We start from the raw sequence: 23,761 nt of genomic DNA, 5'->3' as shown, positions 1-23,761 counted from the left end.
GATCTCTATTTTAATATTTTTTTTTCAATGTAATCTAATAACATACCAGTAATAGAAATTTTTGTTTCTGATTCAATTTCACAAATACATGTTGGACTTGTAACGTTTATTTCTGTTAATTTATCACCTATTACATCTAATCCAACTAAAATTAATCCTCTTTTTTTTAAAATAGGAGATAAGTAGTTTGCTATTTTCCAATCTATTTGAGTTAATTTTTGTACTTTACCGTTTCCTCCAACAGCTAAATTAGCTCTTGTTTCTCCAAGAGATGGAATTCTAGCTAAACACCAAGAAACTGCTTCTCCATTGATAACTAAAATTCTTTTATCACCAAATTCTACATCTTTCAGAAAACTTTGAATCATACAATATTTTCTTTCATAATTCGTCATAATTTCAGCAATAACTGTAAAATTAGGATCATTTTTTTTAATACGAAAAATACTAGCCCCTCCCATCCCATTTAATGGCTTTATTATAATATCTTGATGTTCTATCCAAAAATCTCGTATTTTAGAAATATTTCTTGTGACTAAAGTATTAGTGATTAATTCAGGAAACCAAGATATAAACATTTTTTCATTACAGTCTCTTAAGCTTTGAGGTTTGTTAATAATTAATACACCTTTTTCTTCTGCACGTTCTAAAATATAAGTTGAATAAATAAATTCAGTATTAAATGGAGGATCTTTTCTCATCAAAATAACATCTAGTTCATTTAAAGATATATTTTTTTCTTGAATAATTTCATGCCATTTTTGCGTATTTTTAATTAATTTTATTATACGAGTTTTTGCATATGGATTGCCATTTTTTAAATAAAGATCATTCATTTTCATATAATAAATTGCATGATTTCTTTTTTGAGCTTCTAGTAAAATAGCAAAACTTGAATCTTTTTTAATGTTAATTGATTCAATAGAATCCATTATTATTCCAAGTTTCAAATTATTTTTTTTATACATATATTTTCTCTTAATTAATTTAATAATTGTTTTATAAATATAATTTAATAATTGTTTTATAAATAGATGATATTTTTAATTAGTGACATTTTTAAAGCTAAAATAATATTATTTTAATTATTTTGTTGTTTTTTTAAATATTTTTATAAATGCATGTTTATAAAAATTTTAAATTTATAAAATTTAATAGATTTTGATATTTAAATAATTTATTTAAAAAGATTAATTTTTTTATTGTTAAATAATTAAAAAAATATTTTTTGATACTTATAGTATATATTTTGTTTTTTTAATAATGAAAAAAATCTTTTAATATTTAATCATATTTAGTGCTAGAATAGTTATCAAATCTAGACCAGTGTCCGTTAAACGTTAAACATACTGTTCCAACAGGACCGTTTCTTTGTTTACCTATTATTATCTCTGCTATGCCTTTAAAATCACTATTTTCATGATAAATTTCATCCCGATATATAAACATTATTAAATCAGCATCTTGTTCTAAAGAACCTGATTCGCGTAAATCTGAATTCACTGGTCTTTTATCAGATCTTTGTTCTAAAGATCGATTCAATTGTGATAATGCTATTACGGGAACTTGTAATTCTTTTGCTAAGGCTTTTAAAGTTCTAGATATTTCTGCGATTTCAAGAGTTCTATTTTCAGATAAAGAAGGTACTCGCATTAACTGTAGATAATCTACCATAATTAAAGTTAATCCATTATTTTCACGATAAATACGACGTGCTCTTGAACGTACTTCGCTAGGAGTTAAAGCTGAAGAATCATCAATATAAATATTCTTTTTTTTCAATAAAATATTAATTGTTCCAGACATACGAGCCCAATCTTCATCATTTAATTGTCCTGTTCTAATTCTTGCTTGATTAACTCTAGATAGTGATGCTAACATGCGCATCATAATTTGTTCTCCAGGCATTTCTAAACTAAATATAAGAACCGGTTTATCATAAAGCATCGCGGCATTTTCACATAAATTCATTGCAAATGTTGTTTTTCCCATTGAAGGTCGTGCAGCAATGATAATCAGTTCAGATCGTTGTAATCCTGATGTTTTTTTATTTAGATCTTGATATCCTGTGTTTATTCCGGTTACACCATCATGAGGAGATAGAAATAATTTTTCAATACTAGAAATAGTTTCATCAAGAATTTGTTCAATATTTTTTGGACCTGAATCTTTTTTAAAACGCTTTTCTGCAATTTTAAATACGCTTGATTCTGCATAATCTAATAATTCTTCACTTTTTCGACCTTTAGTATCGTATCCAGCATTAGCTATTTTATTAGCTACTAATATCATTTCTCTTACTATTGCACGTTCTCGAACTATATCAGCATATGCAGTAATATTTGCTGTACTAGGAGTATTTTTTGATAATTCTGCTAAATAAGAAAATCTACCTACACTTTCTAATTTTCCTTTTTGCTCTAAAGATTCAGATAGAGTTATCAGATCAATGGGATGCCCTAGATCTAGAAGTTGTTGCATTTCTTGAAATATTAAACGATGAGGTTTACTGAAAAAATCATCAGCAACAACATGTTCTGCAACTGTATCCCATTGCTCATTATCTAACATTAAACCACCTAATACTGACTGTTCTGCTTCTAAAGAATGAGGAGGAATTTTTAATCTATTAATTTGGTTTAAATATAATTTATTTTTAGCCATATTTATTGCATATACCGTTATTTAGTCAATTTTTTTTAAAATTATATATTAATATTTCAATAATACACTATCTAAGGACTAATCTATTTTAAGTCATTATTTATTTTTTATGCCTAAAAATTAGAATATAAAAACATTGATCTATAGAATAAAGATTTTTTCTTACAAAAATTTTTTTTTCATAATTATCTCACAAATATATAAATTTTTATTATTCTAGATTCTAAGAAACTGTTCGAAACAAGATGATATTTTTATAAAATTTATAATACTAAATAAGATAGTTTCCATGTTCAAATAAAAGTTATAATATGTATTATATCAATTTTAAATTGGAGTTTTGTATTATGGCAAGCAGAGGTGTTAATAAAGTTATTCTTATTGGACATTTAGGACAAGATCCTGAAGTGCGTTATATGCCTAATGGTAATGCAGTAGTGAATATGACTTTAGCAACTTCAGAAAATTGGAAAGATAAAAACACTGGAGAAAATAAAGAGAAAACAGAATGGCATCGAATAGTGTTATTTGGTAAGTTAGCAGAAATTGCCGGTGAATATCTTCGTAAAGGTTCTCAAGTATATATTGAAGGATCATTGCAAACAAGAAAATGGCAAGATCAAAACGGTTTAGAACGTTATACTACTGAAATTATTGTAAATATTGGAGGTACTATGCAAATGCTAGGTAGTCGTAATTCCAATTTGCAAACAACAACAACAAACGATAATAATTCAATTAAAACAAACAAAATAGAAAAATCAGATTTTAACAAAAAAACAGAAACATACAAATCAAATCAAGATTTAATTAATGCGTCTTCAGATATAGATTTTGATGATGAAATTCCTTTTTAAAATACTAATATATAGATATAGTTTATTATAGCCCCAGATTTTGGGGCCTTAGATTAATATTTTAAGAGTAACTTTTTAAAATTTAGTAAAATAGTACAAAATTCTTTTTGATGAGAAATAAATGGAGTATGAGCAGCTTTTTCTATAATAACCGAATAAGTATCAGGACATTTATCATCAAGTATACTTGATATTTTTTTAGGAACCAAGCTATCCATTGCACCATATATTCTTAGTACCGGTACTTTAATATAAGTTATTTCTAAACGTAAATCTACTGAACAAATTATTTTTAGACCTTCTATTAATAATTTTATACTAGGTTTATTTTGAGAATATATTATTTTTTTTAGTTCTATTGAATTTATTAGATTTCTTTGTTGTAAAGTTAGAAACGTATGTAATGTTTCATAGTAGTTTGTTTTTAGATTTTTATAAAAACGATATACTGTACATTTTGTAATTCCTGGCCAGTTTTTTTTTGCTATAAAACATGGAGAAGAGGCAACACTAATTATAGCTAAAATATTCTTAGGATAATGCAATGCAAAACGACTTGCAATTAATCCGCCTATTGACCACCCTAACCAGATAGCATTTTTAGGCATTTTATTATTTAATAGTTCAATTATATTATCTATTGTCATAGAAGGTATATTTTTATTTTTTCCACAACCAGGTAAATCAATTAGATAAAATTTAAAAAAAAATCAAGTTTGTTAATAATAAAAAACCATATTTTAGAATCAACAGCCCATCCATTTAATAAAATTATATTAATATTTCCTGTTCCTATAGTATCCCAATTAAAATTATTCATTTTTTCTCTTTAATACAAGATTATATTATATGTAAAATATTAATGTAAAAATAAATTTTCTTGTTTTTTTTTAAATAAATTAGTAATATATTATTAACATAAAACATTTTTATTACAATAAAATTTATGATAACTATTTCTCAAAATGCACAAAAACATTTTAAACAACTTTTATTAAATGAACCCATTGGTACTCAAATACGTGTTTTTATCGTAAATCCAGGCACACCTACTGCAGAATGTGGAGTTGCGTTTTGTCCTGAAAATGAGATAGAAGAATCAGATGTTAAATTAAAATATAATGGTTTTTTTGTATATCTTAATAAAGATATAATTTCTTATTTTAAAAACTCTGAAATTGATCTTGTAATAGATAATATTAGTTCACAATTAACATTGAAAGCACCATATGCTAAAATTAATATTTCTCAAAAAAATCTTTCATTAGAAGAAAAAATAAAATATTTTCTGAATGTAGAAATTAATCCTCAGTTATCAAGTCACGGAGGACAAGTAAATTTAATTGAACTGCATGATAACGGAACTGCTATAATACAATTTAGTGGAGGTTGCAACGGATGTTCAATGATTGAATTAACTTTAAAAGAGACAGTTGAAAAAAAATTATTAGCTTCTTTTCCTGAAATTACAAAAGTTTGTGATCAAACAGATCATCTACATGGACAACATTCTTTTTATTAATTTTATTAAATAAATGTTTATTTTTTATAATAAGAAATTTACGTCTAAATAAAATAAAAATATTTTCTTTGTTTTTGTTGAAATTCTTTAATTATAAAAAATTAAATTGACTTTTTTTACTAACTTTCTTTCTAATTTATTCTTTATTCTAACTTTTTATTAAATAAGAAATCTTCTTCATATCCGTTCATTTCAACTCTCATTAATATATACCATGTAGAATTAATATTATTTTTAATAATTATTTGTAAAAATACTATTTTTAAAGAATATTACTTATTTTATATATATCTAAAAATTAATTATATATTTAATAAAAAAAGAATTTTAAATAGTTCTAATAGAGATTTTTATATATTAATTACTAAAGATAAATTTATTTTTAATAGAATTGTAATTGCTAAGTCTATATAAATTGCTTTATTGAAATAAAAAATTTTTTTTGTACTATCTTTATTAAAAATTTAAAATTAAAAAAATTATTTTAATAATTATCTTATGATTTAGTTGTTTTTTTAAAAAATGCATAATTATTCAATTATGTTGATTGTAAAATAATCATTTTTTTTAAATAATTGGATTAAATCTTAAATAAAGTAATTTACTCTATTAGTAGTAAAAGATTTTTTAAGTTTTGGTAAAATTATTTTTAATATAATTAATAGATAAGTTTAAAATTTTAACTATATAATTTTCGTGTATTAACTTTATCAAGAATAATAAGGAAATAATCTTTATAATAATATTACGTATATTTAGATGTAAAACTGTATTTTTATTTATATAGATTTTTTTTGTATATATTTAATTTTAAAAATTTTTTATATATAGATATAAATAATGCACTAAATATATATTTGATACAATTGAATGTTTGATTAGATGAAATCCATTGCTTATTTAAAATAAATTTATATTATATTACTGTTTTATTTAATAAATTTAAAAATCTTAAATAAGATTTTTGAAAAATAGATTTGCATGTAATTTTTAATTAGATAAATGATGATTTATTATAAAATTTTTAACAATCATTAAAATTCAGTATTTTAAAATAAGTGTATATATGTTTAATTTAAATTATAAAAAAGAAATAAGTAAAAGAAGAACTTTTGCTATCATTTCTCATCCTGATGCGGGAAAAACTACTATTACTGAAAAAATGTTATTTTTAGGAAAAGCAATTCGAACTATTGGAACAATCAAAGGAAGAGGAAATAGAAAATATGCTAAATCGGATTGGATGACTATTGAACGAGAGAGAGGTATTTCTGTAACTACTTCTGTCATGCAATTTTCTTATAAAGATATTTTAATGAATTTATTAGATACACCAGGTCATGAAGATTTTTCAGAAGACACATATCGTATTCTAACTGCTGTAGATTGTTGTTTAGTCATTATTGATGCGGCAAAAGGCATAGAAGAAAGAACTAGAAAATTAATAGAAGTAAGTCGAGTTCATAATATTCCAATTATTACTTTTATTAATAAACTAGATCGTAATAGTCGTGAACCAATAGATATTTTAGATGAAATTGAAAAAGAATTGCAACTATCTTGTATTCCAATTACTTGGCCTATAAGTTGTGGAAAAAATTTTAAAGGTATTTATCATATTTATGACAAAGTTATTTATTTATATAAAAAAAACATTTTATTGCATGATGTAAATTTTTTTAGTTTGTCTAATATTTTATTAGATCAATATCTTGGAAAAGATTTATCTAAATATACACGTCAAGAATTAGAATTAATAACTAACGTATATTCGAAATTTGATAATAAAAAGTTTTTGACAGGAAATGCTACACCTATTTTTTTTGGAAGTGCATTAAAAAATTTTGGAATCGATCATGTTTTATCTAGTTTAGCACAATGGGCTCCTCCTCCATTATATCGTCAAAGTAATGCAAGACGAGTACATCCTGAAGAAAAAAAATTTACAGGATTTATATTTAAAATTCAAGCTAATATGGATTTAAAACACCGTGATAGAATTGCTTTTATGAGAATTGTTTCAGGACAATATCAAAAAGGAATGAAATTAAAACATGTACGTATAAAAAAATATATAACTATTTCTGATGCTTTTTCCTTTTTAGCTGGTGATAGAATTTTAATAAATGAAGCTTATCCTGGTGATGTTATAGGACTTCATAATCATGGTACAATTAAAATAGGAGATACTTTTACACAAGGAGAAGAAATTAAATTTATCGGTATACCTAGTTTTGCTCCAGAAATATTTCGACGTATTTATTTAGCTGATCCTCTTAAACAAAAACAATTAATGAAAGGTTTGATTCAGTTATCAGAAGAAGGAGCTATACAAGTATTTCGGCCAATTATAAATAATAACATAATTTTAGGTGCAATTGGAATATTGCAATTTGATGTTGTTATTGAACGTTTAAGAATAGAATATAATATAAATGCAATGTATGAGAAAATCAATATTACTATCGCTCGTTGGATCAGATCTAAAAATAATTATAGTTTATATAATTTTAAAAAAAATAATAGTTCTTTTTTAGCATATGATGCTTGTAATCAATTGATATATTTAGCACCTAGCATTGCTAATTTAAATGTAATTATGGTTCAATACAATGATATTGTATTTGATAAAATACGAGAACAATAATTTAAAAATTAAAAAATATTTTTATATGTAATTTTGGAATTTTAAAAATGAAACGAGTTTTTTTAATTGTTTTAGATTCTTTTGGAATTGGTTCTAGTATTGATGCGTATAAATTTAATGATGTTGGTGCAAATACATTAGGACATATAGCAGAAAAGTGTTTTTTAGGAGAAGCTAACATAAAAAGACAAGGTTCTTTATATATTCCTAATTTAATAAAATTAGGATTAATACATGCAGCTAAAGAATCTACTGGAACATATCCAATAGGATTCAATGGTAATAACAAGCTTATTGCTAGCTATGCTTTTGCTAGTGAGATATCTTCAGGAAAAGATACTACTTCAGGACACTGGGAAATTACAGGCGTACCAGTTTTAAATAATTGGTTTTATTTTAAGGATAAATCCAACAGTATTTCTTTGGATTTATTAAATAAAATTATAAAAAAATCAGAACTAAAAGGAATCATTGGAAACTGTCATGCATCAGGAACTGATATTATTTACAATTTAGGCGAAGAACACATTGAGACAGGTAAACCTATTTTATATACTTCATCAGATTCTGTTTTACAAGTTGCCTGTCATGAAAATTTTTTTGGTTTATCAAATCTTTATAAATTATGCAAAACTATTCGTTCCATTTTAGATAAAAATAAATATAACGTTGCCAGAGTAATTGCTAGACCATTTACTGGAAAAGATAAACGTGATTTTCAACGTACAAGTAATAGACGCGATTTTTCAATTAAGCCTTTTGCTAAAACAGTAATTCAAAAACTAATAGATGAAAAAAATGGAAAAGTCATTGCAATTGGTAAAGTTTCTGATATTTATGCTGGAGTAGGAATCAGTAGAAGCATTAAGTCTAATGGTCTTGATGAGTTATGTAACACAACAATTCGTGAAATGAAATCAGCTAGAGATAATACTATAATATTTACTAATTTAGTAGATTTTGATTCAACATGGGGCCATCGTCGTGATGTATCTGGATATGCTAGAGGTTTAGAATTTTTTGATTCTAAATTACCTGAAATAATTAGTTTAGTTCAAAAAAATGATTTATTAATTTTAACGGCAGATCATGGATGTGATCCAACTTGGAAAGGAACAAATCACACCCGAGAAAACATTCCTATTCTAATATATTTTCCAGGTATAAAAAACCGTTTCTTAGGTCATCGAAAAACATTTTCTGATATAGGTCAAACTATTGCAAAATATTTTCTATTATCTGATATGTTATATGGTGAAAGTATGCTTTAACAATTCTTAAAATATTCTATTTTTTTATATTCAAAAGGAAAAAATTAGTGTCTACGCCTCATATTGATAGTAAAATCAATGATTTTTCAGATATAGTACTTATGCCAGGAGATCCAGTACGAGCAAAATATATTGCTGAAAAATATTTAAATAATTATATTCAAATAAATAGTACTCGTTTAATGTTGGCTTATTCTGGATTTTATAAAAATAGAAAAGTATCAGTAATGAGCCATGGAATAGGGATACCATCAGCTTCTCTTTATGTAAGAGAATTATTTCTAAATTACCATGTGAAAAAAATTATTCGTATAGGAACCTGTGGTGCTGTACGAGATGATATACAGTTGCGAGACATAGTTATTGGCATGGGTGCATCTACTGATTCTAAGGTTAATAGAATAAGATTTAATAATCATGATTTTGCTGCTATTGCAGATTTTGATATGATGTGTCATATAGTAAAAATTGCAAATTTAATGAATGTTAAAGTATCTATTGGAAATTTTTTTACGACAGATTCTTTTTATAATGATAATGAAAAGATGCTTTATATTTTAAAGAAATATAATATCATTGGAGTTGATATGGAGACTGCTGGAATATATGCCATGGCTGCTGAATGTCGAGCGAAAGCATTATCAATATGCACAGTATCTGATCATATTGTCAATAAAAAATATCTTTCTTCTAAAGATAGAGAATCTAGTTTTAACAATATGATTAAGATTGCATTAGAATCTACTTTAGATTTATAAAAAAGTTGTATTTTTATAATAAAAAGTATAATTTTTTTGGTGAGAAAGGGATTCGAACCCTTGATACGTTTCCATATACACGCTTTCCAGGCGTGCTCCTTAAGCCTCTCGGACATCTCACCATTTTTATTTTATATGCTATACTAAAAATATATTTTAAAATATATCTAATATTTTAATCTAAAATATAAATTTACGTCAAGTTTTTAATTAAATTAATCATATTTAATAATGATTTGAAAATGCGTTACAAATATAACTTAGAAAAGTTTATATTATAAAATATATTTCTTTTAAAGAAACTTAGAAAACACGATTCTCATTCTGATAGAATGAATTTCATATTCATAATACATTCTAAGTTTTAAATAAAAATTTAATTCATTTTTTATATAAGTATGATTACTTTTAAAAATTAATTATAAGGATCAAACTTATCAATGAAAAAATAATAAATTTTTTAATGTTTATTAATTATTACTGTAGAATAATTTTTTAAAATTTTTATGTGTATATTTTTTTGTTATTTTATAAAATAAAAATTGCGAGATATTTTCATGTATTTTAAAAATAATTGATTGTATTCTATTTATTTATTAATTGTATGTATTTATGTCCTGCCAGCAAAATAATGCTGAGCATTGGTATTATTAACTTATTATCTCAGTAACAAAAATATGGCAGAAAAACGAAATATCTTTCTAGTTGGACCTATGGGCGCAGGAAAAAGTACTATTGGTCGTCAATTATCTCAGCAATTAAATATGGAGTTTTTTGACTCAGATCAAGAAATTGAAAAACGTACTGGTGCTGATATAAATTGGGTTTTTGACGTAGAAGGTGAAATGGGCTTTCGCATAAGAGAAAAAAAAATTATTGATGAATTAACAACTAAACAAGGTATTATTCTTGCTACAGGAGGAGGATCAGTTAAATTCAAAGAAACTCGTAATTTTTTATCTGCTAGAGGAATTGTAATTTATTTAGAGACAACAATTGAAAAACAATTATCGCGTACTAAGAGAGATAAAAAAAGACCTTTATTACAAACTGCCACATCTAATCGTACTATATTAGAAAATTTAGCTCGTGAAAGAAATCCTCTATATAAAGAAATTGCAGATGTCACAATCCAAACCGATGAAAAAAGCGCTAAATCTGTAGCTTTTCATATTATTAGTTTATTAGAAAAAATATAATATAGTAATTAGAAAAAACAATTTATGGAGTGCAAAAAATTGTGGAACAGTTGAAAGTTGTTCTAGGAAAACGTAGCTATCCAATTAGTATCGGATCAGGTATTATTCAAGAAGACAATATTTTTTGGCCTTTAAAACCAGGAGATCAAGCAATGCTAGTGACTAATAAAACACTAGCTAATCTTTTAAAAGATAAAGTTTTTTATCATTTAAGAAAATCTGGAATAAAAATAGATCAAGTAGTGCTCTCAGATGGAGAACAGTATAAAACATTAAATGAAATGGAGTTAATAATTTCTGCTTTATTAGAAAAGCAACATTCACGAGATACTACGTTAATTGCATTAGGTGGAGGTGTAATAGGAGATTTAACAGGTTTTGCTGCTTCTGTTTATCAAAGAGGGGTGCGTTTTATTCAAATACCAACTACTCTTTTATCTCAAGTTGATGCTTCTGTTGGTGGAAAAACATCAGTTAATCATTTACTAGGTAAAAATATGATCGGTACTTTTTGGCAACCATCATCTGTAATTATCGATATTGATTGTTTAAAAACACTTCCTCGTACTGAATTAGTATCTGGTATAGCAGAAATTATTAAATACGCGATTATTTTTGATGAAAATTTTTTTATCTGGTTAGAGAAAAATATTGAAAAAATTCTATCTCTTGATTATTCAGCAATGTCTTATTGTGTTAAAAAATGTTGTCAATTAAAATCACAATTGATTTCTCTTGATGAAAGAGAAAATAATTTTAGAGCATTATTAAATTTAGGTCATACTTATGGTCATGCCATTGAAGTTCATGCTGGTTATGGTAATTGGCTTCATGGTGAAGCAATATCAGTAGGAATTGTTATGGCTGCGCGTACTGCTGAGTTATTAGGATATTTGAAAAAAACAGATTTTAAAAGAATATTAATTTTATTAAAAAGAACTGGGTTGCCTATAAAAGGACCGAAAAATATGTCAGCTGCTTCATATATTCCTTATATGATGCGAGATAAAAAAGTTATTTCAGGAGAAATTAGACTAGTTTTGCCACTATCTATTGGAAAAGCTGAAATTTATAGCAATATAGATAAGAATATTATTTTAACTGCAATTAAAGATTCTCAATAAACTTTCATTATCTAAAATATTAAAATTATTTATAATGTTTCATTTTAATCATATTTTTTACTCTTATAGTTTTGTTCTTTAATAAGAAATTATATTTATTAAGAAATTATACGTTTTATAATTATATAATATTCATAATATAAAGTATAATAAATTTTCTATAATTAATATATTTAAAATATATAAAAATAAAACTATAGAGAGTAAAAAAATATTTTAGATTTTGAAAAAAATCAATTTTATTCTAAATTAATTAATAAAATATTTTTAAAAAAATTTGTTTTTCAATTAGGAAAACAGAATCTATTGCATATTAGATGATATGTTTAAAATTCTTGTAAAAAAGAAATCTTTAATTAAATCTTTTTAGTAACTAGTTCAATTTTTTTTAAACACTAAATGTAATAGTTATATTTTAAAAGATATTAATAGTATTCTTATTAATTAATTGTGCTAAAACTCATGTTTTAGACTTTTTTTCATAATGCATAATTATGTTTGTTAATCAAACTAATAAATTAGATTTTTATTTTAAAAATACACTATATTTATTAATATTTATTAAAAAGTATAAATTTCTTTATGTTTGTATATATATTTTTATAATATATTATGCCGATATAATTTCATGATAAAATTAATGTTTCTTTTGAAAGTTATAAAGAGATATTTTTACAAACAGGATTATATAAATTTTCTGATATTCAGTTTTTTTTATGATATTTATTTAAATATTATTAATAATTTTAATTTTTTTAAATATAAAAAATTAGTTTATTTTGTTATACAGTCTATTTTAAAAAAAATTTATTCTTTTTTTAATATCAAATTCAAATAATTTATCATGCGTTTATTATATTAAAATTTTTATTTATATTTTATAAAATACAAATGTTTAATCAATAGTAAAATAAAATTTAATGAATTATTAGTGTTATATAATTAATGTTTTAAAATATAAAAATGCAGGAAATATATATGAAAAATTTTTTTTTAGCTCCATCAATTTTATCGGCTGATTTTGCACGTTTAGGAGAAGAAACTCAAAAAGTTATAGATGCAGGAAGTGATTTAATACATTTTGATGTTATGGATAATCATTACGTACCTAATTTAACTATGGGACCTATGATTTTAGAATCACTTCGTAATTATAATATTAATGTTCCTATTGATGTTCATTTGATGATAAATCCTGTAGATAACTTAATTCCTCAATTTGCTAAAGCAGGAGCTACTTTTATTACTTTTCATCCAGAAGCAACTCTGCATATTGAACGTACGATAAGTTTAATCAAAGAATATGGTTGTAAAGTAGGACTAGCTTTGAATCCAGCTACATCACTTAATTTTCTTGATTATATTTTAGAAAAATTAGATTTAATTTTATTAATGTCAGTAAATCCAGGATTTGGAAATCAGTCTTTTTTACCCTCTACATTTAAAAAATTAAATCAAGTAAGAAAAATTCTCGATGCTCATTGTTCTGACATTCTTTTAGAAGTAGATGGAGGAGTAAAATTAGAAAATATTGCTGAAATAGCATTTTCAGGAGCTAATGTTTTTGTCATTGGATCTGGAATATTTAAACATCCTAATTATGATTTAATTATTAAAAAAATTAGACAAGAATTGCAGCATGCTCATACACGATCTATTCATTAATATTTTATTTAGGATTATAATATGATTGTTTCTAAACCAGTCTTATTCAGTGCTGTACAACCTTCTGGAAATTTAACTATTGGTAATTATATAGGTACAATGCGTCATTGGTCTATATTACAAAATAATTATGACTGTTTCTATTGCATTGCTGATCTACATTCATTGACTGTTCAAAAAAAAAATATTGACTTAAAGAAGTCTATATTAGATACATTATCTTTTTATTTAGCATGTGGAGTAGATCCCAAAAAAAGTATTATTTTTATTCAATCTCATGTTTATCAGCATACTCAATTAAATTGGGTTTTAAATTGTTTTAGTCAATTTTCAGAGTTGCTGCGTATGACACAATTTAAAGCAAAAAGAAATATCAAAAATAATTATATTAAAAAAACAAGTGTAGGTTTGTTTAATTATCCTATTTTAATGGCATCAGATATTTTATTGTATCAAACTAATTTTGTTCCAGTAGGAAGAGATCAAAAACAACATATTGAGCTCACACGAGATATAGCTAATTACTTTAATTCTATATATGGAAATATTTTTGAATTACCTGAACCGTTGATTAATCAATATGGTTCGAAGATTATGTCTTTATTAGAACCTAACAAAAAGATGTCAAAATCTGATAATAATCAAAATAATGTTATTTTTTTATTAGATGATATGAATTCTATTATTTTAAAAATAAAAAATGCTGTAACTGATTCACAAATACCTGCTAAAATATATTATAATAAAGAACAAAAACCAGGTATTTCAAATTTATTAGAAATTTTATCTACTGTGACTAATAAAGAAATTAGTGTTTTATCAAAAGAATTAGATGGTATGTTATATTCAGAATTTAAAAATATTGTATCAGATTGTTTATGTAAATTTTTGTTTAAATTACAACAATCTTATTATTGTTATCGTAATGATGAATCTTACTTAAACAAAATAATATTAGAAGGAGCAACACAAGCTCAATTAAAATCTCAAAAAGTTTTAAGTGAAGTATATTATAAGTTGGGATTAGTTCCATTTTTTTAAATAAACCAGAAATTTTTCTTCTAGTTTATTTTTAACATAAAAATTTTTTAAATTTTTATTAAAATAAAATAATTTTTTTATGTAATTTTTTTATCTTTTGTATTTAAATAAATTAATATAGATAACATAAATACTATACTATATAGTATGTTAGAACTAATTAAACTTGCATATAAACCCTTTTTTTCTACTATAGGACTAGTTACAACAAATGTAAGCAAAGTTCCTATTGTACCAAATAATAAAATTAAATTTATTAACTTGGGACAAGGATTTTTTGTTTGTAACGATGCTAATGTAATGATAATAGTATAAATGGCACTAGAAAAAAAACCTAAACTAATAATCATGCACTGCTGTAGTAAAAAATTTTGGCTATGAATAAAACAAAACATAAAAATTGTAGATATACTTGTAAGAAATATCAAGATACGATGTAAATTGAAAAATTTAATAACAAAACTAAAACACCACATTCCAACCATATAAGACATCCAAAAACTACTTACTAGACTACCAGTTTTTTGTATATTAACATGCATATATTCAGTAACATATTGTGGCACCCAAGAAATAAATCCTAATTGTCCTAAAATGTATAATAATGCAGCAATTGATAGTAATACTATATTAGTATTACATCTTTCTTTTTTTTGATTAATACTTTTGATTTTATTTTTTAACTGTGTAAAATTTAAATTTATTGTTAAAAGAAAAATTATTAAATATACCAATCCTATACATATATAAATCCAATACCAAAGAATTTTTTTTTCTAAAAGAGTAGCAGTAATAATCGGAAATATCATTCCTGACATACTAAAAAAAGAATCAGTTAACAATAAACGAGAGCTTCTTTTTGCACCTGAATATAGACTAGTGATAATAAATGTACCAATAGACATAGTTATTCCACTTACTAATCCTAGTATAAACATGCTAACTGAAAATAAAAATATATTTTTAAAAAAAACTATACCTATTATCGATATAATAGTAAGTATAAATCCAAATATAATCTGTTTTTTTAATGATATAATTTCTATTAACCAAGAATTTAAAAAAATAGATATTAATATTCCTCCATTTAAAAAGGTAAATGTATTACTCATTTGAGCTATAGATAAGTTAAAATAATTAGCAATATTCCCCATAATCATTCCAGTAACAACTACTAATGCACCTGTAAATGCATATGAAAAAAAGCTAATTAATGTAAGTCCTATTTGATTGATTTCTTTCATTTTTTTACCTTATTATAAATTTTAAAATTTATAAAATATAATTCAATATATTTTATTATTTTTATTAATAATTTATCTACATATTAAGGTGATTGAATTTTTTAAAATTTTTTATTAAACATTGATTGAAATTTTAAATATTTTAATAAAATCAGTTTAATTCTTTTAAAATATAATGTATATTTTATTTAAAAAATTTATAGTTTTTTAAAATTTAAAAAATTTATAGTTTTTTTTAAAATATTTTTGCAAAAATTGTGCAAAAAAATCTTTTTAAGAAATTTTATAACATTAAAAAAGATTTATATTAAATAGTTTTGATAAGTTTATCTGAATTTTTTATAATTTATTTTTTTTTGATAAAATAAAAAAGAAATATAAAAAAATTCAAAGAACGTATTAATTTTCTTTGAAGGAATTTAATTGATCTTATAATAATACTAATATTTTATAAATGGTATACTAAAAAACAACATATTATGTTCTATAAAAAACGTATCTAAAAGTAAAATAATTTAAAAACTAAAAAAATTGTTTTTTTTAGTTTTGTATTCAAAATCTTTATAATTTTTATGAAAAAGAAGAGAATTTCTTAAAATTAGTTTAGAAATATTTATTATAGAAATATTAATATAAAATATATAATTTAAAAAAATCAAACAATTTTTAAAATTATATATTATATTGTTAATATTTAATAATATCTAATGCTAGTATAAAGTGGAGTAATAAAACTATTTTGTTATATATATCACATACTATTATTTTAAGTTTAAAATAGTGTTATAATCATGAGATTTTCAAAATTTTTTAAATAAAATCGTTTTTAACAATATTATTATAGATGATAAATATAAAAATATTCATTAAAGTTCAAAAACAATTAAATTTAAAAATCTTATAAATTAGTATTATCTTTAAATTAAAATTCATTTCATATTTTAACTATTTTTTATAAAAATATTTTTTAAGATTAGAACTAATAATTTTATATTTTAAAAATAACTTTTCTAATTATAGAAATTATTTTAAATTATTTTAAAATTTTATCTTTTTAAAAGTGAAGTATTAAAAATAATATGTACAAAAAAATTATATAAATTTTAAAAATCTTATGTATTTTAATGGAGTAATAAATGATTTTTTTTCTTCTTAAAAAAATAGTATTATTATTAGTAATATTATATATTCCACAATCTTTTTCTATACCTCTATCTAATACTTATTTGAAATCTCATTTAGAAACTAAGAATACATTTAAATTTGAAAATGAAAATGAAAAATTAAGTTATGTTTTAGGTGTTTCTTTGGGAAATTATGTCAATAAATCTTTTGAAAAACAAACAAAAATCGGTTTGAATTTAAATAAATCAAGTCTTTTAAAGGGTATTGAAGATGCAGTTTCTGGAGATTTAAAATTATCCCATGAAGAGATTTCTTCTATTCTAAAAGTTTTAGAAGAAAAATTAAATAATGCAAAAAAAAAACAATTAGAAAAAAATGCAAAAGAAAATTTTATTCAAGGAGAATTGTATATGAAAAATTTTTCTAAAATAAAAGGGGTAAAAAAAACAGCCAGTGGTCTTTTATATCTCATAGAAAAAGAAGGAGAAGGAGAAAAATTAACTAATAATTCAAAAATTACTGTTCATTATAAAGGAAAATTAATTGATGGAGTAGAATTTGATAATTCTTATATAAGAGGCGAACCTATATCTTTGAAACTAACAGATGTAATATTAGGTTGGCAAGAAGGTCTAAAATATATAAAAAAAGGTGGTAAAATAAAATTAATTATACCTCCTCATTTAGGATATGGAGAAAATGAAGTTAACGGTATTCCAGGAAATTCTACTTTAATTTTTGAAATAGAATTGTTAGACGTACACAACATATTATAGTGTATTTATAATACTTATAATAATCTATTTTAGAATTATGGTATTGTTAAAACAATTTTATATGTCATGGTTTAAAATTTTTAAAATGAATTATACAATATTAGTAACAGGATCTGCTTATGGAAGACAAAATGCTAGTACTGCTTTGTTGTTTTGTCAATCTTTAGTAAAAACAGATCATGTTTTACATAGTATTTTTTTTTATGGAGATGGAGTTTCAAATGCCAATAAAATGATTAAACCAGCTACTGATGAATTTAATTTAATAGCAGGATGGCAAAAATTACATAAAAAATACAAAGTAAAATTATATGTTTGTAGTAGTGCAGCTTTTAGAAGAGGAGTCATAGAAGATGAACAAAAAATAAATATGCGAATTAAACAAGGTAATTTAGCTTTATTTTTTGAAATGACAGGATTATTAGAGTTAGCTAATTCTATTAAAGTATGCGATCGTATAATACAATTTTAATTAGGTGTATTTATTTTCAATGAAAATAGTTGCTTTTATTTTTTCTCAAGCTCCACATGGTACTAGTTCTGGCAGAGAAGGATTAGACGCTATTTTGAGTGTTTCATCAATTATTAAGGAAATAGGTTTATTTTTTATTGGAGATGGGGTCTTGCAACTAATTAAGAGTTATCAATCTGAAAAAATTCTAGCTCGTGATTATACTTCTTGTTTTTCTATATTATCTTTTTATGATATTAAATACTTTTATTGTTGTAAAAAATCTTTAATTGAAAGAGGTTTAAATTATAAAAAAGATTTTATTCTCAATGTAGATATATTAGAATCTAATGCTTTACGTTTAAAATTAGATCGTTATGATGCAATTATTAATTTTTAAGGTCTATAAATATGTTGCATACTTTAATGAAATCTCCTTTTGAAGCAAATATTTCTCTTCTGATAAGCATGTTAAAAACATCCGACGATTTTTTAGCACTTCAAGACGGTGTATTGATTGCATTAAAAGATAATATTTTTTTAAAAAAGATAATTATGTCTTCAGTAAAATTGTATCTTATAAAAGAAGATGTTTATGCGAGAGGACTACATCAAAATATTTCTAGTAAATTTGTTTTAATAAGTTATATTCATTTCGTTTCATTAACACTTAAGCATAAAAAACAAATGACTTGGTAAGAAATACTGAGTTATATATATGTTTATATTCCAATCTGAATACTATTCATAGTAGTAAAATTGTTTTATTTCTATATGTTGATATTTTTCTAAACAAATCAATTAAAAAACAGGAGTTTTTATGGCCACAGTTAATCAATTGGTCCGTAAACCTCGTTTACGAAAAGTTATGAAAAGCAATGTTCCTGCTTTGGGGAAAAGTCCTCAAAAAAGAGGGGTGTGTACAAGAGTTTATACAACTACTCCTAAAAAACCTAATTCTGCTTTAAGAAAGGTATGTCGTGTTAGATTAACTAATGGTTTTGAAGTTACCGCCTATATTGGAGGTGAAGGACATAATTTGCAAGAACATTCTGTTATTTTAATACGAGGAGGTCGTGTGAAAGATCTTCCTGGAGTTCGATATCATATTGTAAGAGGCTCTTTAGATTGTGCTGGTGTTAAAAATCGCAAGAAAGGTCGTTCTAAATACGGAGTAAAAAAACCAAAAGTATAAGAATTATTTCAGATCATAATTTTAATTTTTAATATATTTAATTTCCATGAAATGGAGTTTTTATGCCACGTCGTCGTATTATTACTATTCGAAAAATTTTACCGGATCCAAAATTTTCTTCAGAATTATTAGCTAAATTTATTAATATTCTTATGGTGGATGGTAAAAAATCTATTGCTGAAGTTATTGTGTATACAGCATTAAAAAATTTATCTAAACGTACAAATAAAAAAGAATTAGAAGCATTTGAAATGGCTTTAGAACATGTAAGACCAACAGTCGAAGTTAAATCTCGTCGAGTTGGAGGGTCAACATATCAAGTTCCTGTTGAAGTACGTCCAGTTAGAAGGAATGCTTTAGCTATGCGTTGGATTGTAGAATCTGCTCGAAAACGTACAGATAAATCAATGTCTTTAAGATTATCTAATGAATTGTATGATGCTTTAGAAAACAAAGGAACAGCAGTTAAGAAAAGAGAAGAAGTACATAAAATGGCAGAGGCTAATAAAGCGTTCGCTCATTATCGTTGGTGATATTATACCATTTAAATATTTTTAAATTATATTAAGGAAATTATCTTAATAAGACTCATTATAAATAGTAATTTTTAAAAACTTTAAAATAAGAGAAAGATAATGTCTCGTATAACACCTATTTCTCGATATCGTAATATTGGCATTAGCGCTCACATCGATGCAGGAAAAACAACTACTACTGAAAGAATTTTATTTTATACTGGTGTTAATCACAAAATTGGAGAAGTACATGATGGTGCTGCTACAATGGATTGGATGGAGCAAGAACAAGAAAGAGGAATAACTATTACATCAGCTGCAACTACAACGTTTTGGAGTGGAATGGCGCAGCAATTTGAACCTCATAGAATAAATATTATTGATACACCAGGACATGTTGATTTTACTATAGAAGTAGAACGATCAATGCGTGTATTAGATGGTGCTGTTATGGTGTATTGTGCAGTAGGTGGTGTACAGCCTCAGTCAGAGACTGTATGGCGTCAAGCTAACAAATACAAAGTACCTCGTATAGCATTTATAAATAAAATGGATCGTATGGGAGCAAATTTCTTAAAAGTAGTAAAGCAAATTAAAACACGTTTAGGCGCTAATCCGGTTCCTCTTCAATTAGCAATTGGTTCAGAAGATACTTTTATTGGTATAATAGATTTAATTAAAATGAAAGCTATTTATTGGCAAGACGCTGATCAAGGTTTGACGTTTCATTATAAAGAAATTCCATTAGAAATGGTAGACTTATCTGAAAAATGGCATCAAAAATTACTTGAATCTGCAGTAGAATCTAATGAAGATCTTTTAGACAAATACTTAAATGGAATTCAACTATCTGAATATGAAATTAAATTTGCATTGCGAAAACGTGCTTTAAATGACGAAATAACGCTTATTACTTGTGGTTCAGCATTTAAAAATAAAGGAGTTCAAGCTTTATTAGATGCAATTATTGAATATTTACCTGCTCCTAATGATATTCAAGATATTAAAGGTGTATTAAATGATGGTAAAAACACTGTAGCTATTCGAAATTCTAATGATCAAGCTCCTTTTTCAGCTTTAGCTTTTAAGATTGCTAATGATCCATTTGTAGGTAATTTAACGTTCTTTCGAGTCTATTCAGGAGTAGTGAAGTCTGGAGATACTATATTTAATTCTGTTAAATCTCAAAGAGAAAGATTTGGCAGAATCGTTCAAATGCATGCAAATAAAAGAGAGGAAATAAAAGAAGTGCACGCAGGTGATATAGCTGCGGCTATTGGATTGAAAGATGTTACTACTGGAGATACGTTATGTGATTTAAAAGAACCAATTATTTTAGAACAAATGGAGTTTCCAGAACCAGTTATATCTATTTCAGTAGAACCTAAAACTAAAATTGATCAAGAAAAAATGGGTTTAGCATTAGGAAGATTAGCAAAAGAAGATCCTTCTTTTAGAGTGAGAACTGATCAAGAATCTAATCAAACGATAATTTCTGGTATGGGTGAGTTACATTTAGAAATTATCATTGATCGTATGAAACGAGAATTTAGTGTTGATGCTAACATTGGAACTCCTCAAGTAGCATATCGTGAAACAATTCTTAATAAAGTTAGTGATATCGAAGGTAAATATATTAAACAATCAGGTGGAAGAGGTCAATACGGTCATGTTGTTCTAGAATTATTTCCGCTAGATCCAGGAGGTAAGGGATACTTATTTATTAATGACATAAAAGGCGGAATAATACCTAATGAATATATTTCAGCAGTTGATAAAGGAATTCAAGAACAATTAAAATATGGTCCATTAGCTGGTTATCCTGTAGTTGATATTGGAGTGCGTCTTTATTTTGGTTCTTATCATGATGTTGATTCATCTGAATTAGCTTTTAAAGTAGCAGCTTCTACAGCATTTAAAGCAGGTTTTAAACAAGCTAAACCAGTTTTATTAGAACCAATTATGAAAGTAGAAGTAGAAACTCCAGATGATTATATGGGGGATGTAATAGGTGATTTAAATCGCAGACGTGGTGTTATCGAAGGAATGCAAGATTTATCAGTTGGCAAAATTATTAACGCATGTGTGCCTTTATCTGAAATGTTTGGTTATGCTACTGATTTACGTTCTCAAACTCAAGGAAGAGCTTCTTATTGTATGGAATTTTTAAAATACGTAGAAGCACCTTATAGTGTTTCTAAAGAAATTATTCAAAAAAGAGAAAAATAGAATTTTGTATATAATCTTTATTTTTGAAATATATAATTTAAGGAATTAAAATGTCTAAAGAAATTTTCAAACGTTTAAAACCTCATATAAATGTAGGCACTATTGGTCATGTAGATCATGGTAAGACAACTTTAACTGCAGCTATTACTACTGTTTTATCTAAAAAATATGGCGGTTCTGCAAGAGCTTTTGATCAAATAGATAATGCACCAGAAGAAAAAGCAAGAGGTATTACAATTAACACTTCTCATGTAGAATATGATACTGAACTTAGACATTACGCTCATGTAGACTGTCCAGGTCATGCTGATTATATTAAAAACATGATTACTGGTGCAGCTCAAATGGATGGTGCGATTTTAGTTGTTGCAGCAACAGATGGACCAATGCCTCAAACTCGTGAACATATTTTACTTGGAAGACAAGTAGGTGTTCCCTATATTATTGTATTTCTTAATAAATGTGATATGGTAGATGATGAAGAATTACTTGAACTAGTAGAAATGGAAGTTCGTGATTTATTAACACAATATAATTTTCCTGGAGATGACACTCCTATTATTAGAGGTTCAGCTCTTAAAGCATTAGAAGGCGAACCTGAATGGGAATCAAAAATAATTGATTTATCTAAATTTTTAGACAGTTATATTCCTGAACCAAAAAGAGCAATTGATCAACCTTTTTTATTGCCAATAGAAGATGTTTTTTCTATATCAGGAAGAGGGACAGTAGTAACTGGAAGAGTTGAAAAAGGTGTTATAAAAGTTGGTGAAGAAGTAGAAATTGTAGGTATTAAAAAAACAACTAAAACTACTTGTACAGGAGTAGAAATGTTTAGAAAATTATTAGATGAAGGTCGTGCTGGAGAAAATGTAGGAGTTTTGCTTCGTGGAACGAAGCGTGATGAAATTGAAAGAGGTCAAGTTTTAGCAAAACCAGGTAGTATTCATCCACATACAACATTTGAGTCTGAAGTTTATGTTTTATCCAAAGAAGAAGGTGGGCGCCATACTCCATTTTTTAAGGGATATCGTCCTCAGTTTTATTTTAGAACTACTGATGTAACAGGTTCTATTGAATTACCAGAAGGCGTTGAAATGGTAATGCCAGGAGATAATATAAAAATGATTGTTACTTTAATTAATCCTATTGCGATGGCTGATGGATTGCGATTTGCTATACGCGAAGGCGGTCGAACTGTTGGAGCTGGTGTTGTGTCAAAAGTTTTAATATAGTTATTTGATATAAAAAATATTTTGTTTTGATATCTATTTGAATTTATTAAGAAAAGAGTATAAAATGCTCTTTTCTTGATTAATCTAATTGCTTTAGTATATAATTCCAAAATAATTTTTTAAAAAATTTTTTTTAATATTAATATGTCTTCTTAAAATGTTATATTATATATAACAATTTTTGAAATTACAACACTCCTGATATAGGAGTCATATAGTGACACTTAATTAGATCTACTCTTA

At 24.9% G+C, this 23,761-nt stretch carries 22 protein-coding genes and 1 tRNA gene; 17 read left to right on the top strand and 6 right to left on the bottom strand.

Features of this window, described 5'->3' with window-relative positions; translation table 11 throughout:
• Positions 1-5 precede the first annotated feature (5 nt).
• Positions 6-968, bottom strand: a complete 963-nt coding sequence (gshB, locus tag D9V59_RS02765) for a glutathione synthase (protein WP_158364867.1) — start codon at positions 966-968, stop codon at positions 6-8.
• Between the two features lie 316 nt (positions 969-1,284).
• Positions 1,285-2,664: a replicative DNA helicase gene (dnaB, locus tag D9V59_RS02760; RefSeq protein ID WP_158364865.1), complete on the bottom strand. Its 1,380-nt coding sequence runs from the start codon at positions 2,662-2,664 to the stop codon at positions 1,285-1,287.
• A 347-nt stretch (positions 2,665-3,011) separates the two neighbouring features.
• Here dnaB and D9V59_RS02755 point away from each other — a divergent pair, with 347 nt between their 5' ends.
• On the top strand, positions 3,012-3,521 hold the full coding sequence (locus D9V59_RS02755; protein ID WP_158364863.1) for a single-stranded DNA-binding protein: 510 nt from the start codon (positions 3,012-3,014) through the stop codon (positions 3,519-3,521).
• 53 nt (positions 3,522-3,574) lie between these two features.
• Here D9V59_RS02755 and D9V59_RS02750 read toward each other — a convergent pair whose 3' ends face one another.
• A complete protein-coding gene (locus tag D9V59_RS02750) occupies positions 3,575-4,168 on the bottom strand; it encodes an alpha/beta fold hydrolase (RefSeq protein WP_187308364.1) in 594 nt (197 codons plus the stop codon).
• 41 nt (positions 4,169-4,209) lie between these two features.
• Complete coding sequence (locus tag D9V59_RS03175; protein WP_261979383.1) at positions 4,210-4,341, bottom strand: hypothetical protein; 132 nt, start codon at positions 4,339-4,341, stop codon at positions 4,210-4,212.
• A gap of 126 nt (positions 4,342-4,467) precedes the next feature.
• Here D9V59_RS03175 and D9V59_RS02745 point away from each other — a divergent pair, with 126 nt between their 5' ends.
• The 4 genes from D9V59_RS02745 to deoD all read left to right on the top strand — a co-directional run bounded on the left by D9V59_RS02745 (position 4,468) and on the right by deoD (position 9,719).
• Positions 4,468-5,043: an NfuA family Fe-S biogenesis protein gene (locus D9V59_RS02745; protein ID WP_158364859.1), complete on the top strand. Its 576-nt coding sequence runs from the start codon at positions 4,468-4,470 to the stop codon at positions 5,041-5,043.
• A 1,066-nt stretch (positions 5,044-6,109) separates the two neighbouring features.
• Positions 6,110-7,690, top strand: a complete 1,581-nt coding sequence (locus D9V59_RS02740) for a peptide chain release factor 3 (RefSeq protein ID WP_158364857.1) — start codon at positions 6,110-6,112, stop codon at positions 7,688-7,690.
• Positions 7,691-7,737: 47 nt separating this feature from the next.
• The gene (locus tag D9V59_RS02735; RefSeq protein ID WP_158364855.1) at positions 7,738-8,961 is read left to right on the top strand and encodes a phosphopentomutase; all 1,224 of its coding nucleotides are present in this window, start codon (positions 7,738-7,740) and stop codon (positions 8,959-8,961) included.
• 47 nt (positions 8,962-9,008) lie between these two features.
• The gene (deoD, locus tag D9V59_RS02730; protein WP_158364853.1) at positions 9,009-9,719 is read left to right on the top strand and encodes a purine-nucleoside phosphorylase; all 711 of its coding nucleotides are present in this window, start codon (positions 9,009-9,011) and stop codon (positions 9,717-9,719) included.
• A 37-nt stretch (positions 9,720-9,756) separates the two neighbouring features.
• On the opposite strand, the gene D9V59_RS02725 is transcribed toward deoD, so the two are convergent.
• Positions 9,757-9,841, bottom strand: a tRNA-Ser gene (locus D9V59_RS02725).
• A gap of 555 nt (positions 9,842-10,396) precedes the next feature.
• Between D9V59_RS02725 and aroK the strand changes: the two genes are divergently transcribed.
• From aroK to trpS, 4 genes are all read left to right on the top strand, one after another.
• The gene (gene aroK, locus D9V59_RS02720; protein ID WP_158364851.1) at positions 10,397-10,918 is read left to right on the top strand and encodes a shikimate kinase AroK; all 522 of its coding nucleotides are present in this window, start codon (positions 10,397-10,399) and stop codon (positions 10,916-10,918) included.
• Positions 10,919-10,959: 41 nt separating this feature from the next.
• A complete protein-coding gene (aroB, locus tag D9V59_RS02715) occupies positions 10,960-12,042 on the top strand; it encodes a 3-dehydroquinate synthase (RefSeq protein ID WP_187308368.1) in 1,083 nt (360 codons plus the stop codon).
• Between the two features lie 978 nt (positions 12,043-13,020).
• The gene (gene rpe, locus D9V59_RS02710; protein WP_158364847.1) at positions 13,021-13,707 is read left to right on the top strand and encodes a ribulose-phosphate 3-epimerase; all 687 of its coding nucleotides are present in this window, start codon (positions 13,021-13,023) and stop codon (positions 13,705-13,707) included.
• 21 nt (positions 13,708-13,728) lie between these two features.
• A complete protein-coding gene (gene trpS / locus D9V59_RS02705) occupies positions 13,729-14,748 on the top strand; it encodes a tryptophan--tRNA ligase (RefSeq protein WP_158364845.1) in 1,020 nt (339 codons plus the stop codon).
• A gap of 77 nt (positions 14,749-14,825) precedes the next feature.
• On the opposite strand, the gene tsgA is transcribed toward trpS, so the two are convergent.
• Positions 14,826-15,992, bottom strand: coding sequence for an MFS transporter TsgA (gene tsgA / locus D9V59_RS02700; protein WP_158364843.1), 1,167 nt, complete (start codon positions 15,990-15,992; stop codon positions 14,826-14,828).
• A 1,136-nt stretch (positions 15,993-17,128) separates the two neighbouring features.
• Between tsgA and fkpA the strand changes: the two genes are divergently transcribed.
• The 8 genes from fkpA (at position 17,129) to tuf (ending at position 23,518) form a co-directional block, all read left to right on the top strand.
• Complete coding sequence (fkpA, locus tag D9V59_RS02695) at positions 17,129-17,893, top strand: FKBP-type peptidyl-prolyl cis-trans isomerase (protein WP_158364841.1); 765 nt, start codon at positions 17,129-17,131, stop codon at positions 17,891-17,893.
• Positions 17,894-17,978: 85 nt separating this feature from the next.
• Positions 17,979-18,365: a sulfurtransferase complex subunit TusD gene (gene tusD / locus D9V59_RS02690; protein ID WP_158364839.1), complete on the top strand. Its 387-nt coding sequence runs from the start codon at positions 17,979-17,981 to the stop codon at positions 18,363-18,365.
• A 19-nt stretch (positions 18,366-18,384) separates the two neighbouring features.
• The gene (tusC, locus tag D9V59_RS02685) at positions 18,385-18,744 is read left to right on the top strand and encodes a sulfurtransferase complex subunit TusC (protein ID WP_158364837.1); all 360 of its coding nucleotides are present in this window, start codon (positions 18,385-18,387) and stop codon (positions 18,742-18,744) included.
• 11 nt (positions 18,745-18,755) lie between these two features.
• Positions 18,756-19,043, top strand: a complete 288-nt coding sequence (gene tusB / locus D9V59_RS02680) for a sulfurtransferase complex subunit TusB (protein WP_158364835.1) — start codon at positions 18,756-18,758, stop codon at positions 19,041-19,043.
• A gap of 121 nt (positions 19,044-19,164) precedes the next feature.
• The gene (gene rpsL / locus D9V59_RS02675) at positions 19,165-19,539 is read left to right on the top strand and encodes a 30S ribosomal protein S12 (protein ID WP_158364833.1); all 375 of its coding nucleotides are present in this window, start codon (positions 19,165-19,167) and stop codon (positions 19,537-19,539) included.
• A gap of 62 nt (positions 19,540-19,601) precedes the next feature.
• A complete protein-coding gene (rpsG, locus tag D9V59_RS02670) occupies positions 19,602-20,072 on the top strand; it encodes a 30S ribosomal protein S7 (RefSeq protein ID WP_158364831.1) in 471 nt (156 codons plus the stop codon).
• 102 nt (positions 20,073-20,174) lie between these two features.
• A complete protein-coding gene (fusA, locus tag D9V59_RS02665; RefSeq protein ID WP_158364829.1) occupies positions 20,175-22,283 on the top strand; it encodes an elongation factor G in 2,109 nt (702 codons plus the stop codon).
• Positions 22,284-22,333: 50 nt separating this feature from the next.
• A complete protein-coding gene (tuf, locus tag D9V59_RS02660) occupies positions 22,334-23,518 on the top strand; it encodes an elongation factor Tu (RefSeq protein WP_158364827.1) in 1,185 nt (394 codons plus the stop codon).
• Positions 23,519-23,761: the final 243 nt, after the last annotated feature.

Origin of the sequence: Buchnera aphidicola (Artemisaphis artemisicola) (assembly GCF_005082365.1) — a bacterium.
Classification (GTDB): domain Bacteria; phylum Pseudomonadota; class Gammaproteobacteria; order Enterobacterales; family Enterobacteriaceae; genus Buchnera; species Buchnera aphidicola_AR.
Note: the sequence above shows the minus strand (reverse complement) of the source record. Positions and strands in the feature narration are given on the sequence as shown.

Excerpts from the sequence above, each read along its gene's own strand:
- gshB (WP_158364867.1), bottom strand. The coding sequence starts at position 968 with ATGTATAAAAAAAATAATTTGAAACTTGGAATAATAATGGATTCTATT.
- dnaB (WP_158364865.1), bottom strand. The coding sequence starts at position 2,664 with ATGGCTAAAAATAAATTATATTTAAACCAAATTAATAGATTAAAAATT.
- D9V59_RS02755 (WP_158364863.1), top strand. The coding sequence starts at position 3,012 with ATGGCAAGCAGAGGTGTTAATAAAGTTATTCTTATTGGACATTTAGGA.
- D9V59_RS02750 (WP_187308364.1), bottom strand. The coding sequence starts at position 4,168 with ATGACAATAGATAATATAATTGAACTATTAAATAATAAAATGCCTAAA.
- D9V59_RS03175 (WP_261979383.1), bottom strand. The coding sequence starts at position 4,341 with ATGAATAATTTTAATTGGGATACTATAGGAACAGGAAATATTAATATA.
- D9V59_RS02745 (WP_158364859.1), top strand. The coding sequence starts at position 4,468 with ATGATAACTATTTCTCAAAATGCACAAAAACATTTTAAACAACTTTTA.
- D9V59_RS02740 (WP_158364857.1), top strand. The coding sequence starts at position 6,110 with ATGTTTAATTTAAATTATAAAAAAGAAATAAGTAAAAGAAGAACTTTT.
- D9V59_RS02735 (WP_158364855.1), top strand. The coding sequence starts at position 7,738 with ATGAAACGAGTTTTTTTAATTGTTTTAGATTCTTTTGGAATTGGTTCT.
- aroK (WP_158364851.1), top strand. The coding sequence starts at position 10,397 with ATGGCAGAAAAACGAAATATCTTTCTAGTTGGACCTATGGGCGCAGGA.
- rpe (WP_158364847.1), top strand. The coding sequence starts at position 13,021 with ATGAAAAATTTTTTTTTAGCTCCATCAATTTTATCGGCTGATTTTGCA.
- trpS (WP_158364845.1), top strand. The coding sequence starts at position 13,729 with ATGATTGTTTCTAAACCAGTCTTATTCAGTGCTGTACAACCTTCTGGA.
- tsgA (WP_158364843.1), bottom strand. The coding sequence starts at position 15,992 with ATGAAAGAAATCAATCAAATAGGACTTACATTAATTAGCTTTTTTTCA.
- fkpA (WP_158364841.1), top strand. The coding sequence starts at position 17,129 with ATGATTTTTTTTCTTCTTAAAAAAATAGTATTATTATTAGTAATATTA.
- tusD (WP_158364839.1), top strand. The coding sequence starts at position 17,979 with ATGAATTATACAATATTAGTAACAGGATCTGCTTATGGAAGACAAAAT.
- tusC (WP_158364837.1), top strand. The coding sequence starts at position 18,385 with ATGAAAATAGTTGCTTTTATTTTTTCTCAAGCTCCACATGGTACTAGT.
- tusB (WP_158364835.1), top strand. The coding sequence starts at position 18,756 with ATGTTGCATACTTTAATGAAATCTCCTTTTGAAGCAAATATTTCTCTT.
- rpsL (WP_158364833.1), top strand. The coding sequence starts at position 19,165 with ATGGCCACAGTTAATCAATTGGTCCGTAAACCTCGTTTACGAAAAGTT.
- rpsG (WP_158364831.1), top strand. The coding sequence starts at position 19,602 with ATGCCACGTCGTCGTATTATTACTATTCGAAAAATTTTACCGGATCCA.
- fusA (WP_158364829.1), top strand. The coding sequence starts at position 20,175 with ATGTCTCGTATAACACCTATTTCTCGATATCGTAATATTGGCATTAGC.
- tuf (WP_158364827.1), top strand. The coding sequence starts at position 22,334 with ATGTCTAAAGAAATTTTCAAACGTTTAAAACCTCATATAAATGTAGGC.